Raw genomic sequence first — 19,231 nt, 5'->3', positions numbered from 1 at the left:
GCTTCGCGCGGCCTCAGTGCATCATAATCTCAGGAATCCGGAGACCTCGGAACCCGGTGTCCCGGGCGCTCAGTCGCGCAGGTGTCGGGCCCGGGCGCCGCGCTCGATGGCGGCGGCGTGCAGGCGGTCAATATTGAGCTCGTAGCGGATCTCTTCCAGCAGGCGCAGCTCGGCCTCGCGCAGGGTGCCGTCGGCGGCGGCCACGTCGCAGGCCAGCGCATAGGCGGTCTCGTAGAGCCGTTCGGGCAGGTTGGCGCGGACCAGGCCGAAGAGCGCGTCGAGCCCGTCTTCCTGTTCGAAGAGTTCGAACACCAGCTCGGACATCACCCGGATCCGGTCGATGTCGTAATCGGCGAACACCGGCAGCAGGTTGACGGAGGATTCGATCTTGACCAGCTCCGCGGTGCGGATGTTCTGGTCGGAGGCGGATACGGCGATCATCACCGCCACCAGACAGTCTTGCGAGGTCAGCGGATGCGGGGCGGCTTCGGTCACGGCTGCTCTTTCTTGATTTGTGTCGTTGTGGGCAATTTATTGACCCCGAACCGCGTCTGCAATAGGACGCGGTTCGCATCTGCCCCGGGCGAAACGGGGCGTTATCCCATGGAGTGTTTCGGATGTCCGATCTGCGCGAAGCCGCGATGAGCTCGAAGGCCTGGCCCTTTGAAGAGGCGCGCCGCGTCCTGAAACGCTACGAGAAGAAGGCGCCGGAGAAGGGATACGTGCTGTTCGAGACCGGCTACGGTCCGTCGGGCCTGCCGCATATCGGCACCTTCGGCGAGGTGGCGCGGACCACGATGATCCGCCGCGCCTTCGAGTTGATCTCGGACATCCCGACGCGGCTGATCTGTTTCTCGGACGACATGGACGGCATGCGCAAGGTGCCCGAGAACGTGCCGAACCAGGAGCTGCTGCAGGAGAACCTGCAGCGCCCGCTGACCAGCGTGCCCGACCCGTTCGAGGAATACGAAAGCTTCGGCCACCACAACAATGCCATGTTGCGGCGGTTCCTCGATACCTTCGGGTTCCAGTACGAGTTCTACTCGGCGACCGAGTTCTACGCCTCGGGCCAGTTCGACGAGATCCTGCTGCGCTGCGTCGAGAAGTATGACGAACTCATGGCCATCATGCTGAAGTCGCTGCGCGACGAGCGGGCCTCGACCTATTCGATCTTCCTGCCGATCCACCCCGAGACCGGCCGGGTGCTGTATGTGCCGATGAAGCACGTGGACGCCGCCAACGGCACCATCACCTTCGATGACGATGATGGTGTCGAGCACACGCTGCCGGTGACCGGCGGCAAGGTGAAGCTGCAGTGGAAGCCGGACTTCGGCGCGCGCTGGGCGGCGCTGGGCGTCGATTTCGAGATGTACGGCAAGGACCACTCGACCAACACGCCGATCTACGACGGCATCTGCCGGACGCTGGGCGTGCGTGCGCCCGAGCACTTCACCTACGAACTGTTCCTCGACGATCAGGGGCAGAAGATCTCGAAGTCCAAGGGCAACGGGCTGTCGATCGATGAGTGGCTGACCTATGCCTCGACCGAGTCGCTGTCCTACTTCATGTTCCAGAAGCCCAAGACCGCGAAGCGGCTGTGGTGGGACGTGATCCCCAAGGCGGTGGACGAGTACCACCAGCAGCTCCGCGCCTTCCCCGATCAGGACGTCAAGGCCCAGCTTGCGAACCCGGTGTGGCACATCCACGGCGGCGACGTGCCCGAGTCGAAGATGGTGGTGCCGTTCTCGATGCTGCTCAACCTCGCCTCCGCCGCGGGGGCCGAGGACAAGGACGCGATGTGGGGCTTCATCCGCCGCTACGCCCCCGAGGCGAGCCCGGCGAGCCATCCCGACATGGACGATGCCGCGGGCTTTGCGGTGCGCTACTACAACGACTTCGTGAAGCCCACGAAGTCCTTCCGCGCCCCCGACGAGACCGAGCGCGCCGCCATGGAGGACCTCGCGGCACGGCTGCGTGCCTACGATGGTCCAGCCGACGACGAGGCGCTGCAGACGCTGGTCTTCGCGGTCGGCAAGGAGCACGGCTTCGAGAACCTGCGCGACTGGTTCAAGGCGCTCTACGAGGTGCTGCTTGGCCAGAGCCAGGGGCCGCGTTTCGGCGGGTTCATCGCGCTCTACGGCGTGGACGAGACCGTTGCCCTCATTGAGCAGGGGCTCGCGGGCCAGCTCGGCTGAGCCTTTGACGCCCCACACGCCGGCGCTATCTCCTTCGCAGAGGAGGAGGTGGCGCCATGCGCAGGTTGCTATTCGGACTTATGGTCGGGCTGATGCTGGCGGCGCCCGCGGGCGCGCAGGAGGCCGACGCGATCCAGGGTGTGATCCGGGGGCAGATGGATGCCTTCCGCACCGGTGACGTCGACGCGGCATTCGAGTTCGCAAGCCCCGGCATCCAGGGGCTCTTTGGCACGGCGGACAGCTTCGGTCAGATGGTGCGCGAGGGCTACCCGATGGTGTGGCACCCGCAGAGCGTCGAGTTCGGCTCGCTGTCCCAGACCGAGGGTGCGCTCTGGCAGAGGGTCATCGTGCGCGACGGCCAGGGGATGCCTTACGCTCTCGACTACATGATGGAGCAGATCAACGGTGCCTGGCGCATCGGCGGCGTGCGCTTTGTCACGGACCCTGCGGTCTCGGCCTAGGAGGGCCTAGCGCGAGGACGCCCATTTCCGCCAGTGGCGGGCCCATTCGTCCGGGAGATCCTCGGGCGTTCCCTGAAAGATCTTCGCACCCAGCGCGCGGCTCTCGTAGGCCAGTGTGTCGCGCCGCGCGACGGCGCGCCTGCGCATGTCCTCGGCCTCGCTCGGCAGGTCCGCCTGGTCAAGCCTCTCGAGGAACACCGTCAGATCCTGATACCGACCCAGCAACTCGGACAATTCCTTGACCGCCTTGCGGTGGGGGCGGATTCCTGCGGGCCAGAAGCCCTGCAGCAGGCGGCTGTGGTACCAGTGGTCCTTCACCCGCTTGCGCCAGTCGTGGAAGATCTCGGGCGTCGCGCCGGAGCCTGTGGCCTCCATGTCGCGGGCGGCGTGGCTCCAGGACCGCGAAAGGCCTGCATAGAGCACGGTCCCGGTGCCGCCCCGGACCTTCCAGTCGCGGCTGCGGGCGTGGATCTCCTTCAGGGCCAGACGCTGGGTTGCCAGCGTCTCGGACAGCTCGTCCGGCAACAGTTCCGCGTCTGTCTCGCCGCCGAGCACCTCGCGCAGCACCGCGTAGGGCGCGGGATCGGTTTCGGCCAGCAGCGCGTCGAAGGTCTTGAGCAGCACGCCCGCGTCCCGCAGCGACGAGGACAGCCGGGCGGCGTCGCGCACGGCGCGGGTCTCGTCGGCGTAGTCGTCGAAGCCCGACCGGACCAGCCGGAACAGTCCGCGCAGCTTCTTGCAGCGCTTCCGGATGTCGTGGATCGCCTCGTCCGCCTCCTCGGGTGGGCGGCCGTTCGCGGCGATGGCGCGGCCGAGCTGCTCGTCCGAGATGCGCCGCAGGGCTGTGGTCAGGGACTTGTCGGACTTCAGGATCCGGTAGGCCATTTTCTCCTCCGGGCGTTGCGCGGACAGTCCGGTCACCGTCACGGTGGCCGCAGAGCCTCTTAACACATCGTAGATATCTGCTGTCTGCGCGGGGTCAACGCGGAGCGCGTCCGCGACCCCGGGGACTGGCGCAGAATCAGAGGATCGAACGGATGAACAAGGCGGTAACCGATGGCGTGGTCTTCATGCCGACACCCTTCTCCGAGGGGCTTGGAGTCTGGTCGCGGGGCAATGGAACGGCCGGGTCCGACACCTATGCGAGCCTCGGCACGGCCGCCTTCGTCCCGTCGGATGCCGATTTCGCGGGCTGTCTCGAACTGCAGAAGACCGATGCCACGCAGCTGTTGCGCTACATGGGCGAGACCCCGATCCTCCCCGGCTGCTACCTGCGCGTGACCGTGCGGGTGAAGGCCATGTCGGGGACCATGCCCGCGGTGCGCATCGCCGGCTGGGCCGGGCGCAGCAACGACACCGAGGTGACCGGGCTCGTGACCGTGGGCCCGTCGGTGCAGCTTACGGCCTATGGCGAGGTCACCGAGGTCAGCGCCATCGTCGGCACCGGCGCACGCGGCGGCGTCGACATGGTCTGGGGGACCGAGCCCGCCTACGGGCATTTCGGGCTCGACCTGACCGGCGCCAACGGCGGCATCGTCAGGATCGACGACATCGAGATCGAGGACATCACCTCGCTCTTCCTGCGCGACATGATGAACTGGGTCGACGTCCGCGATTTCGGGGCGCTGGGGGATGGTTCCACCGACGACAGCGCGGCCTTTACCGCCGCCGATGCCGCCGCCGATGGGCGCAAGGTGCTGGTGCCGACGGGCAGCTACTATCTCGCAAGCTCGGTGACCTTCGAGAACCATGTCGAGTTCGAGGGCTCGGTCCAGATGCCGGTCGGCGCGGTGCTGTCGCTCACCAAGGGTTTCGACCTCTCGACCTATATCGACGCGTTTGGCAACGACGAGGAGCTGGCGCTGAAGAAGGGCCTGCAGTCGCTGCTGAACAACGCCGATCACGAGAGCTTCGACCTCTGCGGGCGCCGTGTTTCGCTCACCGGGCCGATCGACGTTCAGGCGGCGGTGGACAACCGCGACAACTACGCGCAGCGCCGGGTGCTGCGCAACGGCCAGCTCCGGGCCGAAACCTCGAACGGGTGGGACAGCGACAGCGTGACCTCGGTCGCGACCTATTCGGCGAGCAACAAGTCGCAGCTCACCAACGTCGCGAACGTGGCCAATATCGAGGTTGGCAGCCTTGTGACCGGCGCCGGGGTGGGGCGCGAAATCTACGTGCGCGAGGTCAACGTCGGCGCCCAGACGGTGACCCTGTCGCAGCCGCTCTCGGACGCGGTGGGCACGCAGACCTACACCTTCACGCGCTTCCGCTACATGCTCGACTTCAGCGGCTTCACCCGGCTCGACAAGTTCGAGATCGAGGACGTGGAGTTCCAGTGTTCCGAGCTTTGCAGCGGGCTGATGCTGCCGCCGGTGGGCACCGTGAACGTCATCCGCAACTGCGTGTTCAACCGCCCCGCCGACCGCTGCGTGACCTCGATCGGCGAGGGCTGCCAGGGCCTGCTTCTGGATCACAACCAGTTCGTCAGCGCCGAGGGCGGACTCGCGACCCAGAACCGCAACTCGGTGGCGCTCAACACCAACGCCAACGACGTGAAGATCCGCAACAACCGCGCCTCGCAGTTCCGCCATTTCGCGGTGGTCTCGGGGGCGAACGGGGTGATTGCCAACAACCACTTCTTTCAGGGCGATGACAGCGGCAACGGCACCCGCAGCGCTGGCATCGTGCTGTGCGTGAAGGCAACCAACACCACGATCTCGGGGAATTACGTCGACAATTGCTTCATCGAGTGGACCAACGAGCGCGAGCCGGAGCCGGATTTCGTCTCGGGCTTCGGCTTCTCGGGTCTCTCGATCACCAACAACGTCTTCCTGTGCTCGGACGTGGCGTCGCATTTCGGCTTCATCGTGGTGAAGCCCTACGGCCAGAACAACCGGGTCAACGGGCTCAACGTCTCGGGCAACCTGTTCCGCTCGGTGGGGGGCAACATCGCGCGGGTCGACCGGGTGGACGACAGCTTCGCGCCGCTCGACCTGTCGTCGATGCGCAACGTCTACGTCTCGAGCAACACCTACCTCAACGTGGACAACGGCTGCGCCAACCCGCTGACGGTGAAGCATGCGCAGAACACCCACGCCACGACATGGGTGATCGACACCGAGGACCGGCTGCCCTTCGGCGGTTACGCCATGGAGGTCGACAGCCTCGTGACCCGGTCGCGGCCGCGCACGTCGGGCAACATCACCAGCCACGCGATGCCCTATACCTCGACGCGTGAAGGCGCGGCGCAGGACCAGGTTCACGTGATCTGGCCCGAGCCCATCCTGGGCGACATCACCATGACGGTGCGCATGGACAACTGACCTGGCCGGGGTCTGTGGCAGGGGCCGGTGTCCTTCGGGACGCCGGTCCCTTGCCGTTGGGACTCAGGCGCCGAGGTCGGCGGGGCCCAGGAGGAAGGCCTTGCCGAACCCGCCGTTCAGGTGCGCGCCGGTGACCTCGAAGCGCAGCAGCGAGAAATCCGCGAAACCGATGTAGAGCCTGGCCTTGGGCTGAAGCGACAGGAAGTGCTCGGCCAGTGCCGCGTGCCCGGGCGCGCCGTGACGGACGAACACCGCCCGTGCCTGCAGGCTGAGGCGCGGGTGGGTGAGCGGGTCGCCCTTGGGGCCGGGCTCGCCCACCATCAGCGCGCAGGCGGGGTTGGCCTTGAGCGCGCGGGCGTGGAAGGCGAGGTCCGAGACGAGACTCAGCGGCATTCCGTCGGGGCCCGGCACCACCGCGACGCGGCTCACCATCGGGTGGCCGGTGTCGGGATCGGTGACCGCGAGCGCGCCGAAGCGGGCGGTCTCGATCAGGTCGCGGGCAAGGGCGCGGGCTGCGTCGTCGGTGGGGCGGATGGGATCGGTCATGGCGGCACGCTAGCGCGGCTGCGGGGCGGGCGGAAGGGTCAGAAGCTGCTCCAGAACCCTAATAGCACGCCCATGGAGCTGTCGCCTGTCGCGCCCCAGGTGACGCCAAGCTCGGCCGAGAACACGTCGGTCACCGGCAGCACCACGGACGGGGCGAAGCGGGCGAAGAAGGGCTTGCCCCAGGGCTTGCCGGTCTGCACCTGCAGGATGAGCTTGCGATCCCTGGCGAGGTTCCGGCCCCAGGTCAGGTCGAGCTTGTAATCCACCCCGAGGAAGGGCGCGATGTAGTCGCTGTCGTCGACCCATGCGATCTCGGCGAAACCGTCCGCCGCCAGCCAGCCTCGCTCGAGTCCCAGCCCGAACGACAGGCCCGGGCGGATCACCGGGTGGCCGTCGATCTTGCCGAGCCCGAGTTCCGCGGCGATCTTCAGCCCGCCCGCCTTGTCGCGCACCGGCAGCCGCAGGAAGCCGACGCTCTTGCCATTCCCCGAGACCGAGCGCCCGAGGTCGAAGCCCACGGTGATGCGGTCGGTGAGCCCGTATTCGAGATAGAGCGTGTAATACTGGCCGGTGGGCTCGTAGGAGGTCCAGTGCTCGAGCTCCTGCGGCCAGTTCAGCCGCGCCGCCCCGCTGAGGAACACCTGCCCCTTTTCGCGGGGCCACGCACCGGCGACGGCGGCGCCGGCCAGAAGCGGCAGGAAGAGCGCGGCAAGAAGCGGTCTGGTCCACATGGCAGGGGTCCTCGCGAGGGACCAGCGTGGCGCATTTAGGGTTAATCCGACGTTAACGAAGGTAAGCGGAGCCGCCGCGTTCTTGCGCACTGGACGTGGGCAAAGGAATTCCTATGCTGCGAATGCGAATGTAACCGCTTCGTGAGCGGGAATCAGGGGACGCCATGGCAGGTTCGGTAATCACCGTCGCGCAACAGAAGGGCGGCTCGGGCAAGACCACGCTATCGGCGAACCTCGCCGTGGGGTTCCGGGCAATGGGGCGCACGGTGGCGCTGGTCGACACCGATCCGCAGGGAAGCCTGGGACGCTGGTTCATGACCCGTCTCGAGCAGAACCCCGAGGCCGCCGAAGGCATCGAGTTCGCGACCTCGTCCGCCTGGGGCATCACCTACGAATGCCGCAAGCTTGCCGACCGGGTCGACGTGGTGATCGTCGACACGCCGCCCAAGGCCGACAGCGACCTGCGCCCGGCGTTGCGGGTGGCGGATCTGGTGATCGTGCCGGTCTCGATGAGCCATCTCGACCTCTGGGCCACGGAAAGCGTGCTCGATCTTGCCCGGCGCGAGAACCGCGAGGTGCTCATGGTGATGAACCGCACCCGTCCCGGCACCCGCCTGTCCGGAGAGATCGCCGGCGCCGCCCAGAAGATGGAGGCGCGCATCGCCGAGTCGCAGTTCGCCAACCGCGTGGGCTATGCCGAGGCCTTCGGCCACGGGCTCAGCGCGGCGGAGGGGCGCAAGACCCCGGCGCGTGACGAGGTTGAGGCGCTGTCCGCAGAGGTGGCGGATATCCTGGCGAACGGGTAAAGGGAACCTGTCCGCGGATGCCGCGGAAAAGGAGTGCCCCGATGACCGACCTTGCCGCCCTTGCCGAGACCATCCGCCGCCACGAGGCCGCGCAGGGCCAGCCGATCTCGCGGCTGGGCTATTTCTGCACCCCGTTCCGCCCCGCGGACGGGCCGTTCTCGGACCGGGTGATCAAGGTTTACCGCGGGCTTGGCGACGAGGCCGCGCTCGACCGGCTGGCGAAGGCGCATGACGATTACGTCGCGGCGCTGCTCGATGCCGGGGTGCCGATGCCGGCGACCGAATTCCACCTGCTGCAGACCGACGACGGCCGGGTGCCGGTGGTGGTGCAGGAGGCGCTGCCCGAATCCTCGCTGATGCGGCCGCGGATGCAGGTCGAGGACCTCGCCTCCACGCTCGAGATGATGGAGGCCGCGGGGCAGGTCATCGCGCGGTTCTGGAATGCCGCCGACCGCTTCGGTACCCGCATCGGCTTTCACCCATCGATCCGCAATTTCTCGGTGGTCGCCGGGGTCGCGGTCTTCTACGACACCTTCCCGCCGCTCATCCACTACTCGCGCGACGAGATGGGCCGGATGCTGCTGCTGTTCTCTGAAAAGCGGCTGATGCGGCTCGTCGGGCCGCTGATGCGGCGGCGGGTGACCGGCATCCAGGACGAATGGTATTCGGCCCCGGAGACGCTCGTGGGGCTCGTGGGCTCGGCCTGCCGGCTGCGGCCCGAACACGCGCGGGCCTATCTCGACTGGGGGCGCGAGTTCGCCACGCGCGAGATGCCGCGCTGGGCGGAGGAGGCGATTTCCGGGATGACCGAGACGCCGAAACTGCCGGGATACTGGACCGGGTTCCGCAAGCTTCTGGGCCTGCAGGGCGAACCCAACGTCTGAGCGGCGTCAGTCCAGTGCCAGACCTTCGACCAGGGTGGTGAAGAGCGCCTCGGGCAGGGCTGCCCGCAGGCTGTCGCGCAGGATCGGCCATTCCTCGGCATCCTGCACCGCCACCTCGCGCAGCGACATCAGCACTTCGCGCAGGCAGCGGGACAGGACGCCCATGGCATCGCCGTCCTTCAGCGACCAGTCGAGGTGGAAATCCAGCTCCTCGCCGAAAAGCTCGGCGGGAATGTCGCACATCTCGAGCTGGTAGGCCTGCCACGCGAGGATCACCGCCCGCTTGTCCAGCAGGCTCAGGTCGGCGTCGATCTGCCGGACCGGGGCGGGGACCCTGCGCGCCATGGTCAGACGATCTTGATGCCCGCCTTTTCCGCGTCGGCGAGGAAGGCGGCCAGACCCTTGTCGGTCAGCACGTGGTTGGCCATCGCCTTGATGACGGCGGGCGGCGCGGTGGCCACGTCGGCGCCGATCTTGGCGCAGTCCGACATGTGGTTGGCCGAGCGGATCGAGGCCGCGAGGATCTGGGTCTCGTAGCCGTAGTTGTCGTAGATCGTGCGGATGTCGGCGATCAGCTCGAGCCCGTCGATGTTGATGTCGTCGAGACGGCCCACGAAGGGCGAGATGTAGGTCGCGCCGGCCTTGGCCGCGAGCAGCGCCTGGTTGGCCGAGAAGCACAGCGTCACGTTGACCATCTTGCCTTCGGCGCTGAAGGTGCGGCAGGCGCGCAGGCCGTCCAGCGTCAGCGGAACCTTGATCGCGATGTTCGGCGCGATCTCGGCCAGCTTGAAGCCTTCCTCGACCATCGCCTCGTATTCGGTCGCGACCACCTCGGCCGAGACCGGACCGTCGATCATGTCGCAGATCTCCTTGGTGACCTCGAGAATGTCACGGCCGGATTTGGCGATCAGCGAGGGGTTGGTGGTCACGCCGTCCACGAGGCCCAGTTCGTTGAGCTCGCGGATCGCGTCCACGTCTGCGGTATCTACGAAGAATTTCATCTGCGTCTGCCCTCCCGGCATTGCTTGGCATTCCGTTGCGCGTGTCATACCCCATGCTAGGGCGGGCCGGAAGGCCCTCAAGTGTTGCGCTAACGGAAACCCGGTGAATGGACGCGTTCTACGATGAAGGCACGCTGGTCGCGGTACTGACCACGCAGCCGCTCGACCGGGCGCTGGACTACAAGGCGCCGGAGGGCGGGTGCTGGCAGGGCGCCTTTGTCGAGGTCCCGCTGGGACCGCGCAAGGTGCTGGGCGTGGTCTGGGGGCCGGGGCGCGGCGATTTCGACTATGCACGGGTGCGCTCGGTGATCCGGGTGCTCGACGCGGCGCCGATGAGGGACGAGCTGCGCAGCTTCCTCGAACGCGCCGGCGACTACACGCTGACGCCGCTGTCCGCGATGCTGCGGCTGGCGACGCGGGCGCCGGGGCTGGGCGACGCGCCCTCGATGCGCAAGATCTACCGGCTGGGCGACAGCGAGCCCGAACGCATGACCGACGCCCGCCGCCGCGTACTGGACGTGCTGAGCGACATGGGCGGGCTCGCGCTCACGCAGGGGGAGCTGGCCGAGACCGCAGGCGTGACGCCCTCGGTGATCAAGGGGCTCGCGAAGACGGGTGCGGTGCGCGAGGAGGAGGCACCGCGCGACACGCCCTTCCCGCGGCTCGATCCCGACTACGGCGGCAAGGCACTGGCCGATGACCAGGCCGTGGCGGCGCAGGACCTGCGCGCGGGCGTCGCCTCGGGGCGCTACGGCACGGTGCTGCTCAAGGGGGTGACCGGCTCGGGCAAGACCGAGGTCTATCTCGAGGCGGTGGCGGAATGCCTCGCGCAGGGGCGGCAGGCGCTGGTGCTGCTGCCCGAGATCGCGCTCACCGCCGAGTTCCTGACCCGGGTCGAGGCGCGCTTCGGTGCCCGCCCCGCCGAGTGGCATTCCGGCGTCACCGTGACCGAGCGCCGGCGGGTCTGGAAGCAGATCGCCGCCGGTGGCGCGCAGCTGGTGGTGGGGGCGCGCTCGGCGCTGTTCCTGCCCTACCGCGACCTCGGGCTGGTGGTCGTCGACGAGGAACACGACACCTCGTACAAGCAGGACGAGGGGGTGTTCTACAACGCCCGCGACATGGCCGTGCTGCGGGCCTCGATCTGCGCGGCACAGGTGGTGCTGGCCTCGGCCACGCCGTCGCTCGAGAGCTGGGCCAACGCCGATGCGGGCAAGTATCGGCGGCTCGACCTGACCTCGCGCTTCGGCGCCTCGTTGCTGCCCGAGATGCGCGCCATCGACATGCGGGCCGAGACGCTGCCCTCGAACCGCTGGGTTTCCCCCAGCCTGCAGTCCGAGGTGCTGGCGCGGCTGCAGAAGGGCGAGCAGGCGATGCTGTTCCTGAACCGGCGCGGCTATGCGCCGGTGACGATCTGCCGGGCCTGCGGCCACCAGATCGGCTGCCCCCATTGCGACGCGCGCATGGTCGAGCACCGATTCCTGCAGCGTCTTGTCTGCCACCAGTGCGGCGAGACCATCGCCAAGCCCGAAACCTGCCCCTCCTGCGGGGCCGAGGACAAGCTCGCCGCGGTCGGGCCCGGGGTCGAGCGGCTGGCCGAGGAGGCGGCGGAGCTTTTCCCGCAGGCGCGGCTGGCGGTGCTGTCCTCGGACCTCTTCGGCTCGGCCCGGGCGCTCAAGGAAGAGATCGAGAAGATCGCGCAGGGCGGGGCGGACATCGTGATCGGCACCCAGCTGGTGGCCAAGGGGCACAACTTCCCGCTGCTGACGCTGGTGGGGGTGATCGACGCCGACCTCGGGCTGCAGGGCTCGGACCTGCGCGCCGCCGAGCGGACCTTCCAGCTGATGCGGCAGGTGGCGGGCCGGGCCGGGCGGGCCGAGAAGCCCGGCGTCGCGCTGCTGCAGACCTACCAGCCCGAGCACCCGGTGATCCGCGCAATCCTCTCGGGCGACGAGGAGGGCTTCTGGCAGGCCGAGGCGGACGAGCGCCGCGCGGCGGGAATGCCGCCCTACGGACGCCTCGCGGGGGTGATCCTGTCCTCGACCGAGGTGCAGGAAGTGTTCGACCTCGGCAACGCCATGGCGCGGCAGGACGCGCCGCTGCGCCGGATCGGTGCGCAGGTCTACGGACCAGCCCCAGCGCCCGTTGCGCGGGTGCGCGGCCGCCACCGCGTGCGGCTTCTGGTGAAGGCGCCGAAGGGCGTGGCGCTGCAGCCGGCGCTGGCGGAATGGGCGGCGCAGTTCCGGCTTCGGGGCGAGCTGCGCATGGCCATCGACATCGACCCGCAGAGCTTCTTCTGAGGGGAGAGCGGCGGGTGTGTTTCGGGCGGGCCGAAGGGGGAACCTGTTGCGGCAGGTGCAAGGCGGAGCGTGGCTGGCGGGTTTGAAGAGGTCCCCGCCGACCGTGGTCGGGGCGCTGATGGCCGGCGGGGAGGGGGCTCTGCCCCCGTCCGCTGGCGCGGACTCCCCCGGAGTTTATTCGGCAAGATGAAGGCGCGGGCGCGGCTTTCGCGGTGACGTTCCGACACGAAGGACGCAGCGCGCGGGTTCTTTTTGCCGTCGCCTTGTTTGTCCCGGACACGGCCTCTACATCACAGCGCATGACGAGATGGATCCCGTTCCTGAAAACGAAGCCCACCGTGGCTGTCGTCCGCATGCAAGGCGCCATCGGAACCGGCGGGCGCATGGCATTGTCTGACCAGAGCCTGCGACCGCTGCTGGAAAAGGCCTTTCGCAAGGGCAAGCCCGCCGCCGTCGCGCTCGAGATCAATTCGCCGGGCGGATCGCCCGTCCAGAGCTCGCTGATCGGCGCGCGCATCCGGCGGCTCTCGGAAGAGACCAAGGTGCCGGTCTTCGCCTTCACCGAGGACGTGGCGGCCTCGGGCGGATACTGGATCGCCTCCGCCGCCGACGAGATCTGGGCCGATCCCAGTTCCATCCTCGGCTCCATCGGGGTGATCTCGGCGGGCTTCGGCGCGCATGTCTTCCTGCAGCGGCAGGGCATCGAGCGCCGCGTGCACACCGCCGGCAAGTCCAAGTCGATGCTCGACCCGTTCCGCCCCGAAAGCGAAGAGGACGTGGCGCGTCTCGACCGGCTGCTCGGGCAGTTGCACGAGACCTTCATCCAGCAGATCCGCAGCCGCCGCGGCGACAAGCTTGCCGACGACCCGGATCTTTTCACCGGCGAGGTCTGGATCGGCAAGGCCGCCTGCGATGTCGGGCTGGCCGACGGAGTCGGGCACCTCGTGCCGGTGATGAAGCAGCGCTTCGGCGACAAGGTCCGCTTCCGCCGCTACGAGCAGAAGCGCCGGCTCTTCCCGCGCCTCGGCGCCACGCTGGCGCAGGACGCCCTCGGTGCGGTCGAGGAACGCGCCGCCTTCGCGAGGTTCGGTCTCTGACGTGCTCTTCAAGATCGTCGCGATATTCCTGGTGGTGATCGCCGTGCTCGGCATCTTCGGCAAGCTCCGCGTGCCGGGCGCCCGGCAACTCGCACAGAAGAAATGCCCGCGCTGCGGCCGTTACCGGATCGGTAAGGGCCCGTGCCGCTGTGGCAAGGGATAGGTTTGACCATGGTCTTTGTCTACGCGGCCCTCGGGCTGGTGATCCTCCTGCTCGCCGGGGACGCGCTCGTGAAGGGGGCTGTGAACCTGTCGCTGAGGATGGGGATCCCGGCGCTGATCGTGAGCCTGACCATCGTGGCCTTCGGCACCTCGGCGCCCGAGCTGCTGATCTCGATCCAGGCGGGGATGATGGGGGCCTCGGGCATCGCGCTCGGCAACGTGGTGGGATCGAACACCGCCAACGTGCTGCTGGTCCTCGGCATCCCCGGTCTGATCACGGTGATGCACTGCGCCGGGCATGACACCCGCAAGAGCTACCTCATCATGCTGGGCTCGACGCTGCTCTTCATTGCGCTGGCCTTGCGCGGCACCTTCGACTGGATCTCGGGGATCGTGCTGCTGGGCGCGCTGGCGCTGGTGCTCTGCGATTCCATCCGTGACGCGCTGCGGCACCGGCGCAACGGCAAGGCCGACGCCGAGCTGGAGGAGCTCGAGGAGCCCGAGGGCGCGGACCCGGACATGCCGTGGTGGAAAATCGCGCTCTTCCTCGTGCTCGGCCTCGTGGGGCTTCCGCTGGGCGCCGACCTGCTGGTCGACAGCTCGACCGAGATCGCGAAGATGTTCGGCGTGCCCGACACGGTGATCGGCCTCACGCTGGTGGCGCTCGGCACCTCGCTGCCAGAGCTTGCCACCACCGTCATGGCGGCGATCCGCAAGCAGGCGGACGTGGCGCTGGGCAACGTCATCGGCTCGAACATGTTCAACCTTCTCGCCATCATCGGCATCGCCGGGATCATCCGGCCGCTGTCGGTGGATCTCGAGGAGCTCTACTTCGACTTCGCCGTGATGCTGGCGGCCTCGCTGCTGCTGATCCCCTTCGTGTTCCTCAAGCGCGACCTCGGGCGGGGCTGGGGTGCCTTCCTGTCGGCGCTCTACGTGGGCTACATTGCCCTCGTGCTGATCTGAGGAGACGGAAGCCATGGTGATCGAGACCAGACGGGCGCTGGTGACCGGCGCGGGCAAGCGGCTGGGGCGCGAGATGGCGCTCTACCTCGCGGGGCGCGGCTTCGACGTGGCTGTGCATTACGCGGGCTCCGAGGAGGCCGCGGGCGAGGTCGTGACGCAGATCCGCGACATGGGGCGCAAGGCCGCCGCGGTGCAGGCCGACCTGCTCGACGAGCGCGCCACGCAGGCGCTGCTGCCGAAGGCCGCCGGGGCGCTCGGCGGGCCGCTGACGGTGCTGGTGAACAACGCCTCGATCTTCGAGTACGACAACATCGGGACCGCCTCCCGCGACAGCTGGGACCGGCATTTCGAATCGAACCTGCGGGCGCCCTTCCTGCTGACCCAGGCGCTGGCGGCGCAGGTGCCCGAGCCGCGGACCGACGCCATGGGCGAGCCGGTGGCGCAGGGGCTGGTGGTCAACATGATCGACCAGCGTGTCCGCAAGCTCACGCCCGAGTTCATGACCTACACGCTCGCCAAGGCGGCTCTCTGGACGCTCACGCAGACCGCCGCGATGGCGCTGGCGCCGCGGGTGCGGGTGAACGCCATCGGGCCCGGACCGACGCTTCGGGGCGCCCGCCAGAGCGAGGAGCATTTCGCGAAGCAGCGCGCCGCGACGGTGCTGGGAAGAGGCTCGGATCCGGCGGACATCACGGCGGCGCTGGGGCTCATGCTCGACTCGCCGGGGTTCACCGGTCAGCTGCTGTGCATGGATGGCGGCCAGCACCTTGCGTGGCAGACGCCGGACGTGCTCGGCGTGGAATAAGGTATCCCTAGGTCAAGTTTTGCACTGGTCCTGGAACTGTTAACTGGCCGTTACAAATACGTCGTGAGGTCAAGGGGTTGCGCGAAATATTCGAAAAATTCAAAGCAAATTCAGCACCTTACGTTTTTGCTCAAAAAATGCGCAACCTGACGAAATGGGCCGAATACAAGGGAAAAACCGGGTTGCCCGGAATTTGCCCGCAGGTTTATCCACAGAAGTGGTGGATGGAAAAAACCTTGAACTCCCCTGATCGGCATTGCAGCCCGGCAGGTAGAATCAACGAAGCGTGACCGTTAGGGCGCAAACGAAAGAATGACCGAAGCAGGCGACAGCGCGGATGCCGCGCCGCAGCGCGGATACGAGGTGATCCACGGCTATCTGAAGACGCTGGACTCCAGTCCCGGCGTCTACCGGATGCTGGATGACCAGAGCCGCGTGCTCTATGTCGGCAAGGCGCGGAACCTGAAGGCGCGGGTGTCGAGCTACTCGCGCCCCTCGGCGCAGCATTCGCGCCGGATCGCGCGGATGATTTCGGAAACCGCGTCGATGATGTTCCTCACGACGCGCACCGAGACCGAGGCGCTGCTGCTCGAGCAGAACCTGATCAAGCAGCTCAAGCCCAAGTTCAACGTGCTGCTGCGCGACGACAAGAGCTTCCCCAACATCATGGTGACGGATCACGCCTTCCCGCAGATCCGCAAGCACCGCGGCGCCAAGACCGAGAAGGGCGCCTACTACGGCCCCTTCGCCAGCGCCGGCGCGGTGAACCGCACGCTGAACCAGCTGCAGAAGGTGTTCCTGCTGCGCAACTGCTCGGATTCGATGTTCGAGGGGCGCACGCGGCCTTGCCTGCTCTACCAGATCAAGCGCTGCTCTGCGCCCTGCGTGGGCTATGTCTCGCCCGAGGATTACGTGGCCTCTGTGCGGGATGCGCAACGCTTCCTGTCGGGCAAGTCGACCGCCGTGCAGGAGACGCTTGCGGCGCAGATGATGGAGGCCTCCGAGGCGATGGAGTTCGAGCGGGCAGCGGCGCTGCGCGACCGGATCCGGGCGCTGACGCAGGTGCAGACGGTGCAGGGCATCAACCCCCGCAGCGTCGCCGAGGCGGACGTGATCGCGCTGCACATGGAGAACGGGCAGGCCTGCGTGCAGGTGTTCTTCATCCGCGCCAACCAGAACTGGGGCAACAAGGACTACTACCCCCGGGTGGGCGAGGACGTGGACGCGGCCGAGGTGCTCGAGGCCTTCGTCGGCCAGTTCTACGACACCAAGGAACCGCCGCGCCTGCTGCTGCTGAGCCACGAGATCGAGAACCCGGACCTGATGTGCGAGGCGCTGACCGGCAAGCTCGGCCGCAAGGTCGAGATCGCGGTGCCGCTGCGGGGCGAGAAGGCGGAGCTGATCGAGGGGGCCGCCCGCAACGCCCGCGAGAGCCTCGCACGGCGCATGTCCGAGACCGCGACGCAGGCCAAGCTCCTGCGCGGGGTGGCCGAGGCCTTCGGGCTCGACGGCCCGCCGCAGCGCATCGAGGTCTACGACAACTCGCACATCATGGGCACCAACGCCGTGGGCGCGATGATCGTCGCCGGGCCGGACGGGTTCATGAAGAACCAGTACCGCAAGTACAACATCCGCGGCGAGGACCTGGTCCCGGGTGACGACTTCGGCATGATGAAGGAGGTGCTGTCGCGCCGCTTCACCCGCCTGCTGAAGGAGGATCCCGAGCGCGACAAGGGGCTGTGGCCGGACCTGCTGCTGATCGACGGTGGTGCGGGGCAGGTCTCGGCTGTGGCCGAGATCATGCGCGAGCACGGGGTCGAGGACGTGCCGATGGTGGGTGTCGCCAAGGGCATCGACCGCGACGCCGGCAAGGAAGAGTTCCACCGCGTCGGCCAGCGCCCCTTTGCACTGCGCCACAACGACCCGGTGCTCTACTTCATCCAGCGCCTGCGCGACGAGGCGCACCGCTTTGCCATCGGTACCCACCGGGCCAAACGCGCCAAGAGCCAGATGGCCAACCCTCTCGACGAGGTGCCGGGCGTCGGCGCGTCCCGCAAGCGCGCGCTGCTGGCGCATTTCGGCTCCGCCAAGGCGGTGAGCCGCGCTAACCTCGCCGATCTCCGGGCGGTGGACGGGGTCAGCGCGGCGCTGGCGGAGCGGATCTACGCCTTCTTCCACGAGCAGGGGTAGGGGCCGCTCTGTCGAGGCGGTCCGGCGATCTTGGGTGCCTGCCGCGTGGTTGCGTGCGCGCCGGGTGCGACTGCCGTGCGAGCGGTGGGGAGAAGGGGGGGGCGCTGCCCCCTCGGCCTGTCGGCCTCACCCCCGGAGTTTATCCGGCAAGATGAAGGGGGGAGCGCCGCGCTCAGCGGTTTGGGTGTCTCCTGCAGCTCCGTTTATCGCGACATTGCGACCGGGTGCCGCCTCGGCGGGGATGGACCTTCCCCCGCCATGGGCCTAGTTTGCGCGCGCAAATACCGGAGTGACGCACATGGCCGCAGGCTCGAGAATCCGCACCTATTTCGAAGGATGCTGGCACGAGGGGGACCTCGCCGTGATGAAGGCGGCGGATCACGGCATGTGGCAGGGCAGCAGCGTCTTCGACGGCGCGCGCTTCGTCGATGGCCTGACGCCGGATCTTTACCTTCATTGCGCGCGTGTGAACCGATCGGCCGAGGCGCTGATGCTGCGGCCCACCATCTCGCCCGAGGACATGGTGCAGATCGTCTGGGAGGGGCTGTCGGGCTTCCCGAAGGACGCGGCGGTCTACATCCGTCCGATGTACTGGGCGATCCACGGCGATGAGACGGTGCTGGTGCCCTCGAAGGAAGCCACGGGCTTTGCCATCTCGCTTGAGGAGATCCCCATGGCCGCGCCTGAGGCGGCGCAGACGCTGGGCAAGACCAGCTTCCGCCGCCCGGTGCTGGCGGATGCGGTGTGCAATGCCAAGGCCGGCTGCCTCTACCCCAACAACGGCCGGATGCTGGTCGAGGCCCGTGCCCGCGGCTTCTCCAACGCGCTGGTGACCGATGCCATGGGCAACGTCGCCGAAAGCGCAACCGCCAACATCTTCATGGCCCGGGACGGCGAGCTCTTCACGCCGATCGCCAACGGCACCTTCCTGTCGGGCATCACCCGCGCCCGGCACATCGCGAACTTCCGCGCCGACGGCGTGAAGGTGCACGAGGCGGTGCTGACCTACGCCGATTTCGAGGCCGCCGACGAGGTGTTCCTGTCGGGCAACCTCAACAAGGTCACGCCCGTGTCCGGTTTCGAGGACACATCCTACCAGATCGGCCCGCTCACCCGCCGGGCGCGCGAGCTCTACTGGGACTGGGCCGTCAGCGAGGGCTGAGGCCCGCGCGCGACGGGGGATAGCGCTTCAACCTGCGGCGGAATGTCCGCTGTTGCCACTACCGGTGCGCTGCGACATGATCGCGCCGGAAGGAGATCCCCGATGCGCAAGTTCCTCGTCGTCCTCGACGACAGCCGCGAGTGCCTGAATGCCATGCGCTTTGCCGCGATGCGCGCTGCCAAGACCAAGGGCGGCGTCACCATCCTCTCGGTGATCCCCCCCGATGAGTTCAACCACTGGATCGGTGTCGGCGACATCATGCGCGAGGAAGCACGCGAGCGCATCCACGCCCATTACGAGGTCTTCGCCAAGTGGATGCGGGACCGTCACGACGTCGATCCCGAGCTGGTCATCCGCGAGGGCGACGTGGTGAACGAGATCCTCGGCCAGGTGAAGGCCGACGAGGACATCGGGGTGCTCGTGCTGGGCGCAGCCTCGGGCAAGAAGGGGCCGGGCCCGCTGGTGAGCCAGCTCAGCCGCGGCTCGGGCAGCCTGCCGATCCCGGTCACCATCGTGCCGGGAGACCTCTCGAAGGAACGGCTCGAAGAGATCACCTGAGCCGGGGCGGGCGCGGTTTTCGCGTCGTGTCCGTTTTTAGAACG

At 67.8% G+C, this 19,231-nt stretch carries 20 protein-coding genes; 14 read left to right on the top strand and 6 right to left on the bottom strand.

What is annotated here, in order from left to right; all coding sequences use genetic code 11:
- Positions 1–69: 69 nt before the first annotated feature.
- Positions 70–495, bottom strand: coding sequence for a tellurite resistance TerB family protein (locus BLQ77_RS19350; RefSeq protein ID WP_008884423.1), 426 nt, complete (start codon positions 493–495; stop codon positions 70–72).
- Positions 496–617: 122 nt separating this feature from the next.
- Between BLQ77_RS19350 and BLQ77_RS19345 the strand changes: the two genes are divergently transcribed.
- On the top strand, positions 618–2,195 hold the full coding sequence (locus BLQ77_RS19345) for a lysine--tRNA ligase (RefSeq protein WP_008884216.1): 1,578 nt from the start codon (positions 618–620) through the stop codon (positions 2,193–2,195).
- Between the two features lie 56 nt (positions 2,196–2,251).
- Positions 2,252–2,656 carry a DUF4864 domain-containing protein gene (locus BLQ77_RS19340; RefSeq protein WP_089962177.1) on the top strand — a complete coding sequence of 135 codons (405 nt, stop codon included), beginning with the start codon at positions 2,252–2,254 and terminating at the stop codon, positions 2,654–2,656.
- A gap of 6 nt (positions 2,657–2,662) precedes the next feature.
- Here the strand turns inward: BLQ77_RS19340 and BLQ77_RS19335 are convergent, their stop codons facing one another.
- Positions 2,663–3,541, bottom strand: a complete 879-nt coding sequence (locus BLQ77_RS19335) for a CHAD domain-containing protein (RefSeq protein ID WP_089962175.1) — start codon at positions 3,539–3,541, stop codon at positions 2,663–2,665.
- 152 nt (positions 3,542–3,693) lie between these two features.
- On the opposite strand from BLQ77_RS19335, the gene BLQ77_RS19330 reads away from it, so the two are divergent.
- Complete coding sequence (locus BLQ77_RS19330; protein WP_089962173.1) at positions 3,694–5,982, top strand: glycosyl hydrolase family 28-related protein; 2,289 nt, start codon at positions 3,694–3,696, stop codon at positions 5,980–5,982.
- A 63-nt stretch (positions 5,983–6,045) separates the two neighbouring features.
- Here the strand turns inward: BLQ77_RS19330 and BLQ77_RS19325 are convergent, their stop codons facing one another.
- Positions 6,046–6,528 (bottom strand): HugZ family pyridoxamine 5'-phosphate oxidase, encoded by a 483-nt coding sequence (locus BLQ77_RS19325; RefSeq protein ID WP_089962170.1) that lies wholly within the window; start codon positions 6,526–6,528, stop codon positions 6,046–6,048.
- A 38-nt stretch (positions 6,529–6,566) separates the two neighbouring features.
- Positions 6,567–7,259: a hypothetical protein gene (locus BLQ77_RS19320; RefSeq protein ID WP_089962169.1), complete on the bottom strand. Its 693-nt coding sequence runs from the start codon at positions 7,257–7,259 to the stop codon at positions 6,567–6,569.
- A gap of 164 nt (positions 7,260–7,423) precedes the next feature.
- Between BLQ77_RS19320 and parA the strand changes: the two genes are divergently transcribed.
- Both parA and BLQ77_RS19310 read left to right on the top strand, forming a co-directional pair.
- Entirely contained in the window at positions 7,424–8,065 is a 642-nt protein-coding gene (parA, locus tag BLQ77_RS19315; RefSeq protein ID WP_008883742.1) for a ParA family partition ATPase, read from the top strand.
- A gap of 41 nt (positions 8,066–8,106) precedes the next feature.
- Positions 8,107–8,949 carry a DUF6206 family protein gene (locus BLQ77_RS19310; protein WP_089962166.1) on the top strand — a complete coding sequence of 281 codons (843 nt, stop codon included), beginning with the start codon at positions 8,107–8,109 and terminating at the stop codon, positions 8,947–8,949.
- Between the two features lie 6 nt (positions 8,950–8,955).
- On the opposite strand, the gene BLQ77_RS19305 is transcribed toward BLQ77_RS19310, so the two are convergent.
- Both BLQ77_RS19305 and fsa read right to left on the bottom strand, forming a co-directional pair.
- Positions 8,956–9,294, bottom strand: a complete 339-nt coding sequence (locus BLQ77_RS19305; protein WP_008884644.1) for a hypothetical protein — start codon at positions 9,292–9,294, stop codon at positions 8,956–8,958.
- Positions 9,295–9,296: 2 nt separating this feature from the next.
- A complete protein-coding gene (gene fsa / locus BLQ77_RS19300) occupies positions 9,297–9,950 on the bottom strand; it encodes a fructose-6-phosphate aldolase (protein WP_008883908.1) in 654 nt (217 codons plus the stop codon).
- A 107-nt stretch (positions 9,951–10,057) separates the two neighbouring features.
- Here fsa and BLQ77_RS19295 point away from each other — a divergent pair, with 107 nt between their 5' ends.
- The 9 genes from BLQ77_RS19295 to BLQ77_RS19265 all read left to right on the top strand — a co-directional run bounded on the left by BLQ77_RS19295 (position 10,058) and on the right by BLQ77_RS19265 (position 19,187).
- Entirely contained in the window at positions 10,058–12,247 is a 2,190-nt protein-coding gene (locus tag BLQ77_RS19295; protein ID WP_089962164.1) for a primosomal protein N', read from the top strand.
- 299 nt (positions 12,248–12,546) lie between these two features.
- Positions 12,547–13,344: a S49 family peptidase gene (locus BLQ77_RS19290; protein ID WP_040383796.1), complete on the top strand. Its 798-nt coding sequence runs from the start codon at positions 12,547–12,549 to the stop codon at positions 13,342–13,344.
- Between the two features lies 1 nt (position 13,345).
- On the top strand, positions 13,346–13,507 hold the full coding sequence (locus BLQ77_RS28860; protein ID WP_008886239.1) for a hypothetical protein: 162 nt from the start codon (positions 13,346–13,348) through the stop codon (positions 13,505–13,507).
- A gap of 8 nt (positions 13,508–13,515) precedes the next feature.
- A complete protein-coding gene (locus BLQ77_RS19285; protein WP_089962316.1) occupies positions 13,516–14,472 on the top strand; it encodes a calcium/sodium antiporter in 957 nt (318 codons plus the stop codon).
- Positions 14,473–14,485: 13 nt separating this feature from the next.
- Positions 14,486–15,277: an SDR family oxidoreductase gene (locus tag BLQ77_RS19280; RefSeq protein ID WP_089962162.1), complete on the top strand. Its 792-nt coding sequence runs from the start codon at positions 14,486–14,488 to the stop codon at positions 15,275–15,277.
- Positions 15,278–15,354: 77 nt separating this feature from the next.
- Positions 15,355–15,567, top strand: a complete 213-nt coding sequence (locus BLQ77_RS28470; protein WP_008884982.1) for a hypothetical protein — start codon at positions 15,355–15,357, stop codon at positions 15,565–15,567.
- A gap of 22 nt (positions 15,568–15,589) precedes the next feature.
- Positions 15,590–17,467: an excinuclease ABC subunit UvrC gene (gene uvrC / locus BLQ77_RS19275; protein ID WP_089962160.1), complete on the top strand. Its 1,878-nt coding sequence runs from the start codon at positions 15,590–15,592 to the stop codon at positions 17,465–17,467.
- A 298-nt stretch (positions 17,468–17,765) separates the two neighbouring features.
- On the top strand, positions 17,766–18,629 hold the full coding sequence (locus tag BLQ77_RS19270; protein ID WP_008884222.1) for a branched-chain amino acid aminotransferase: 864 nt from the start codon (positions 17,766–17,768) through the stop codon (positions 18,627–18,629).
- A gap of 102 nt (positions 18,630–18,731) precedes the next feature.
- Positions 18,732–19,187: a universal stress protein gene (locus BLQ77_RS19265; protein ID WP_008884915.1), complete on the top strand. Its 456-nt coding sequence runs from the start codon at positions 18,732–18,734 to the stop codon at positions 19,185–19,187.
- The last annotated feature ends 44 nt before the right edge of the window (positions 19,188–19,231 follow it).

This window comes from Salipiger thiooxidans (genome assembly GCF_900102075.1).
Taxonomy (GTDB): domain Bacteria; phylum Pseudomonadota; class Alphaproteobacteria; order Rhodobacterales; family Rhodobacteraceae; genus Salipiger; species Salipiger thiooxidans.
This window is presented reverse-complemented; position numbering and strand designations above follow the sequence as displayed.

Coding starts and splice junctions, on each gene's coding strand:
- BLQ77_RS19265 (WP_008884915.1), top strand. CDS start 18,732: ATGCGCAAGTTCCTCGTCGTCCTCGACGACAGCCGCGAGTGCCTGAAT.
- BLQ77_RS19320 (WP_089962169.1), bottom strand. CDS start 7,259: ATGTGGACCAGACCGCTTCTTGCCGCGCTCTTCCTGCCGCTTCTGGCC.
- BLQ77_RS19325 (WP_089962170.1), bottom strand. CDS start 6,528: ATGACCGATCCCATCCGCCCCACCGACGACGCAGCCCGCGCCCTTGCC.
- parA (WP_008883742.1), top strand. CDS start 7,424: ATGGCAGGTTCGGTAATCACCGTCGCGCAACAGAAGGGCGGCTCGGGC.
- fsa (WP_008883908.1), bottom strand. CDS start 9,950: ATGAAATTCTTCGTAGATACCGCAGACGTGGACGCGATCCGCGAGCTC.
- BLQ77_RS19340 (WP_089962177.1), top strand. CDS start 2,252: ATGCGCAGGTTGCTATTCGGACTTATGGTCGGGCTGATGCTGGCGGCG.
- BLQ77_RS19335 (WP_089962175.1), bottom strand. CDS start 3,541: ATGGCCTACCGGATCCTGAAGTCCGACAAGTCCCTGACCACAGCCCTG.
- BLQ77_RS19270 (WP_008884222.1), top strand. CDS start 17,766: ATGGCCGCAGGCTCGAGAATCCGCACCTATTTCGAAGGATGCTGGCAC.
- BLQ77_RS19330 (WP_089962173.1), top strand. CDS start 3,694: ATGAACAAGGCGGTAACCGATGGCGTGGTCTTCATGCCGACACCCTTC.
- uvrC (WP_089962160.1), top strand. CDS start 15,590: ATGACCGAAGCAGGCGACAGCGCGGATGCCGCGCCGCAGCGCGGATAC.
- BLQ77_RS19295 (WP_089962164.1), top strand. CDS start 10,058: ATGGACGCGTTCTACGATGAAGGCACGCTGGTCGCGGTACTGACCACG.
- BLQ77_RS19285 (WP_089962316.1), top strand. CDS start 13,516: ATGGTCTTTGTCTACGCGGCCCTCGGGCTGGTGATCCTCCTGCTCGCC.
- BLQ77_RS19345 (WP_008884216.1), top strand. CDS start 618: ATGTCCGATCTGCGCGAAGCCGCGATGAGCTCGAAGGCCTGGCCCTTT.
- BLQ77_RS19310 (WP_089962166.1), top strand. CDS start 8,107: ATGACCGACCTTGCCGCCCTTGCCGAGACCATCCGCCGCCACGAGGCC.
- BLQ77_RS19305 (WP_008884644.1), bottom strand. CDS start 9,294: ATGGCGCGCAGGGTCCCCGCCCCGGTCCGGCAGATCGACGCCGACCTG.
- BLQ77_RS19280 (WP_089962162.1), top strand. CDS start 14,486: ATGGTGATCGAGACCAGACGGGCGCTGGTGACCGGCGCGGGCAAGCGG.
- BLQ77_RS19290 (WP_040383796.1), top strand. CDS start 12,547: ATGACGAGATGGATCCCGTTCCTGAAAACGAAGCCCACCGTGGCTGTC.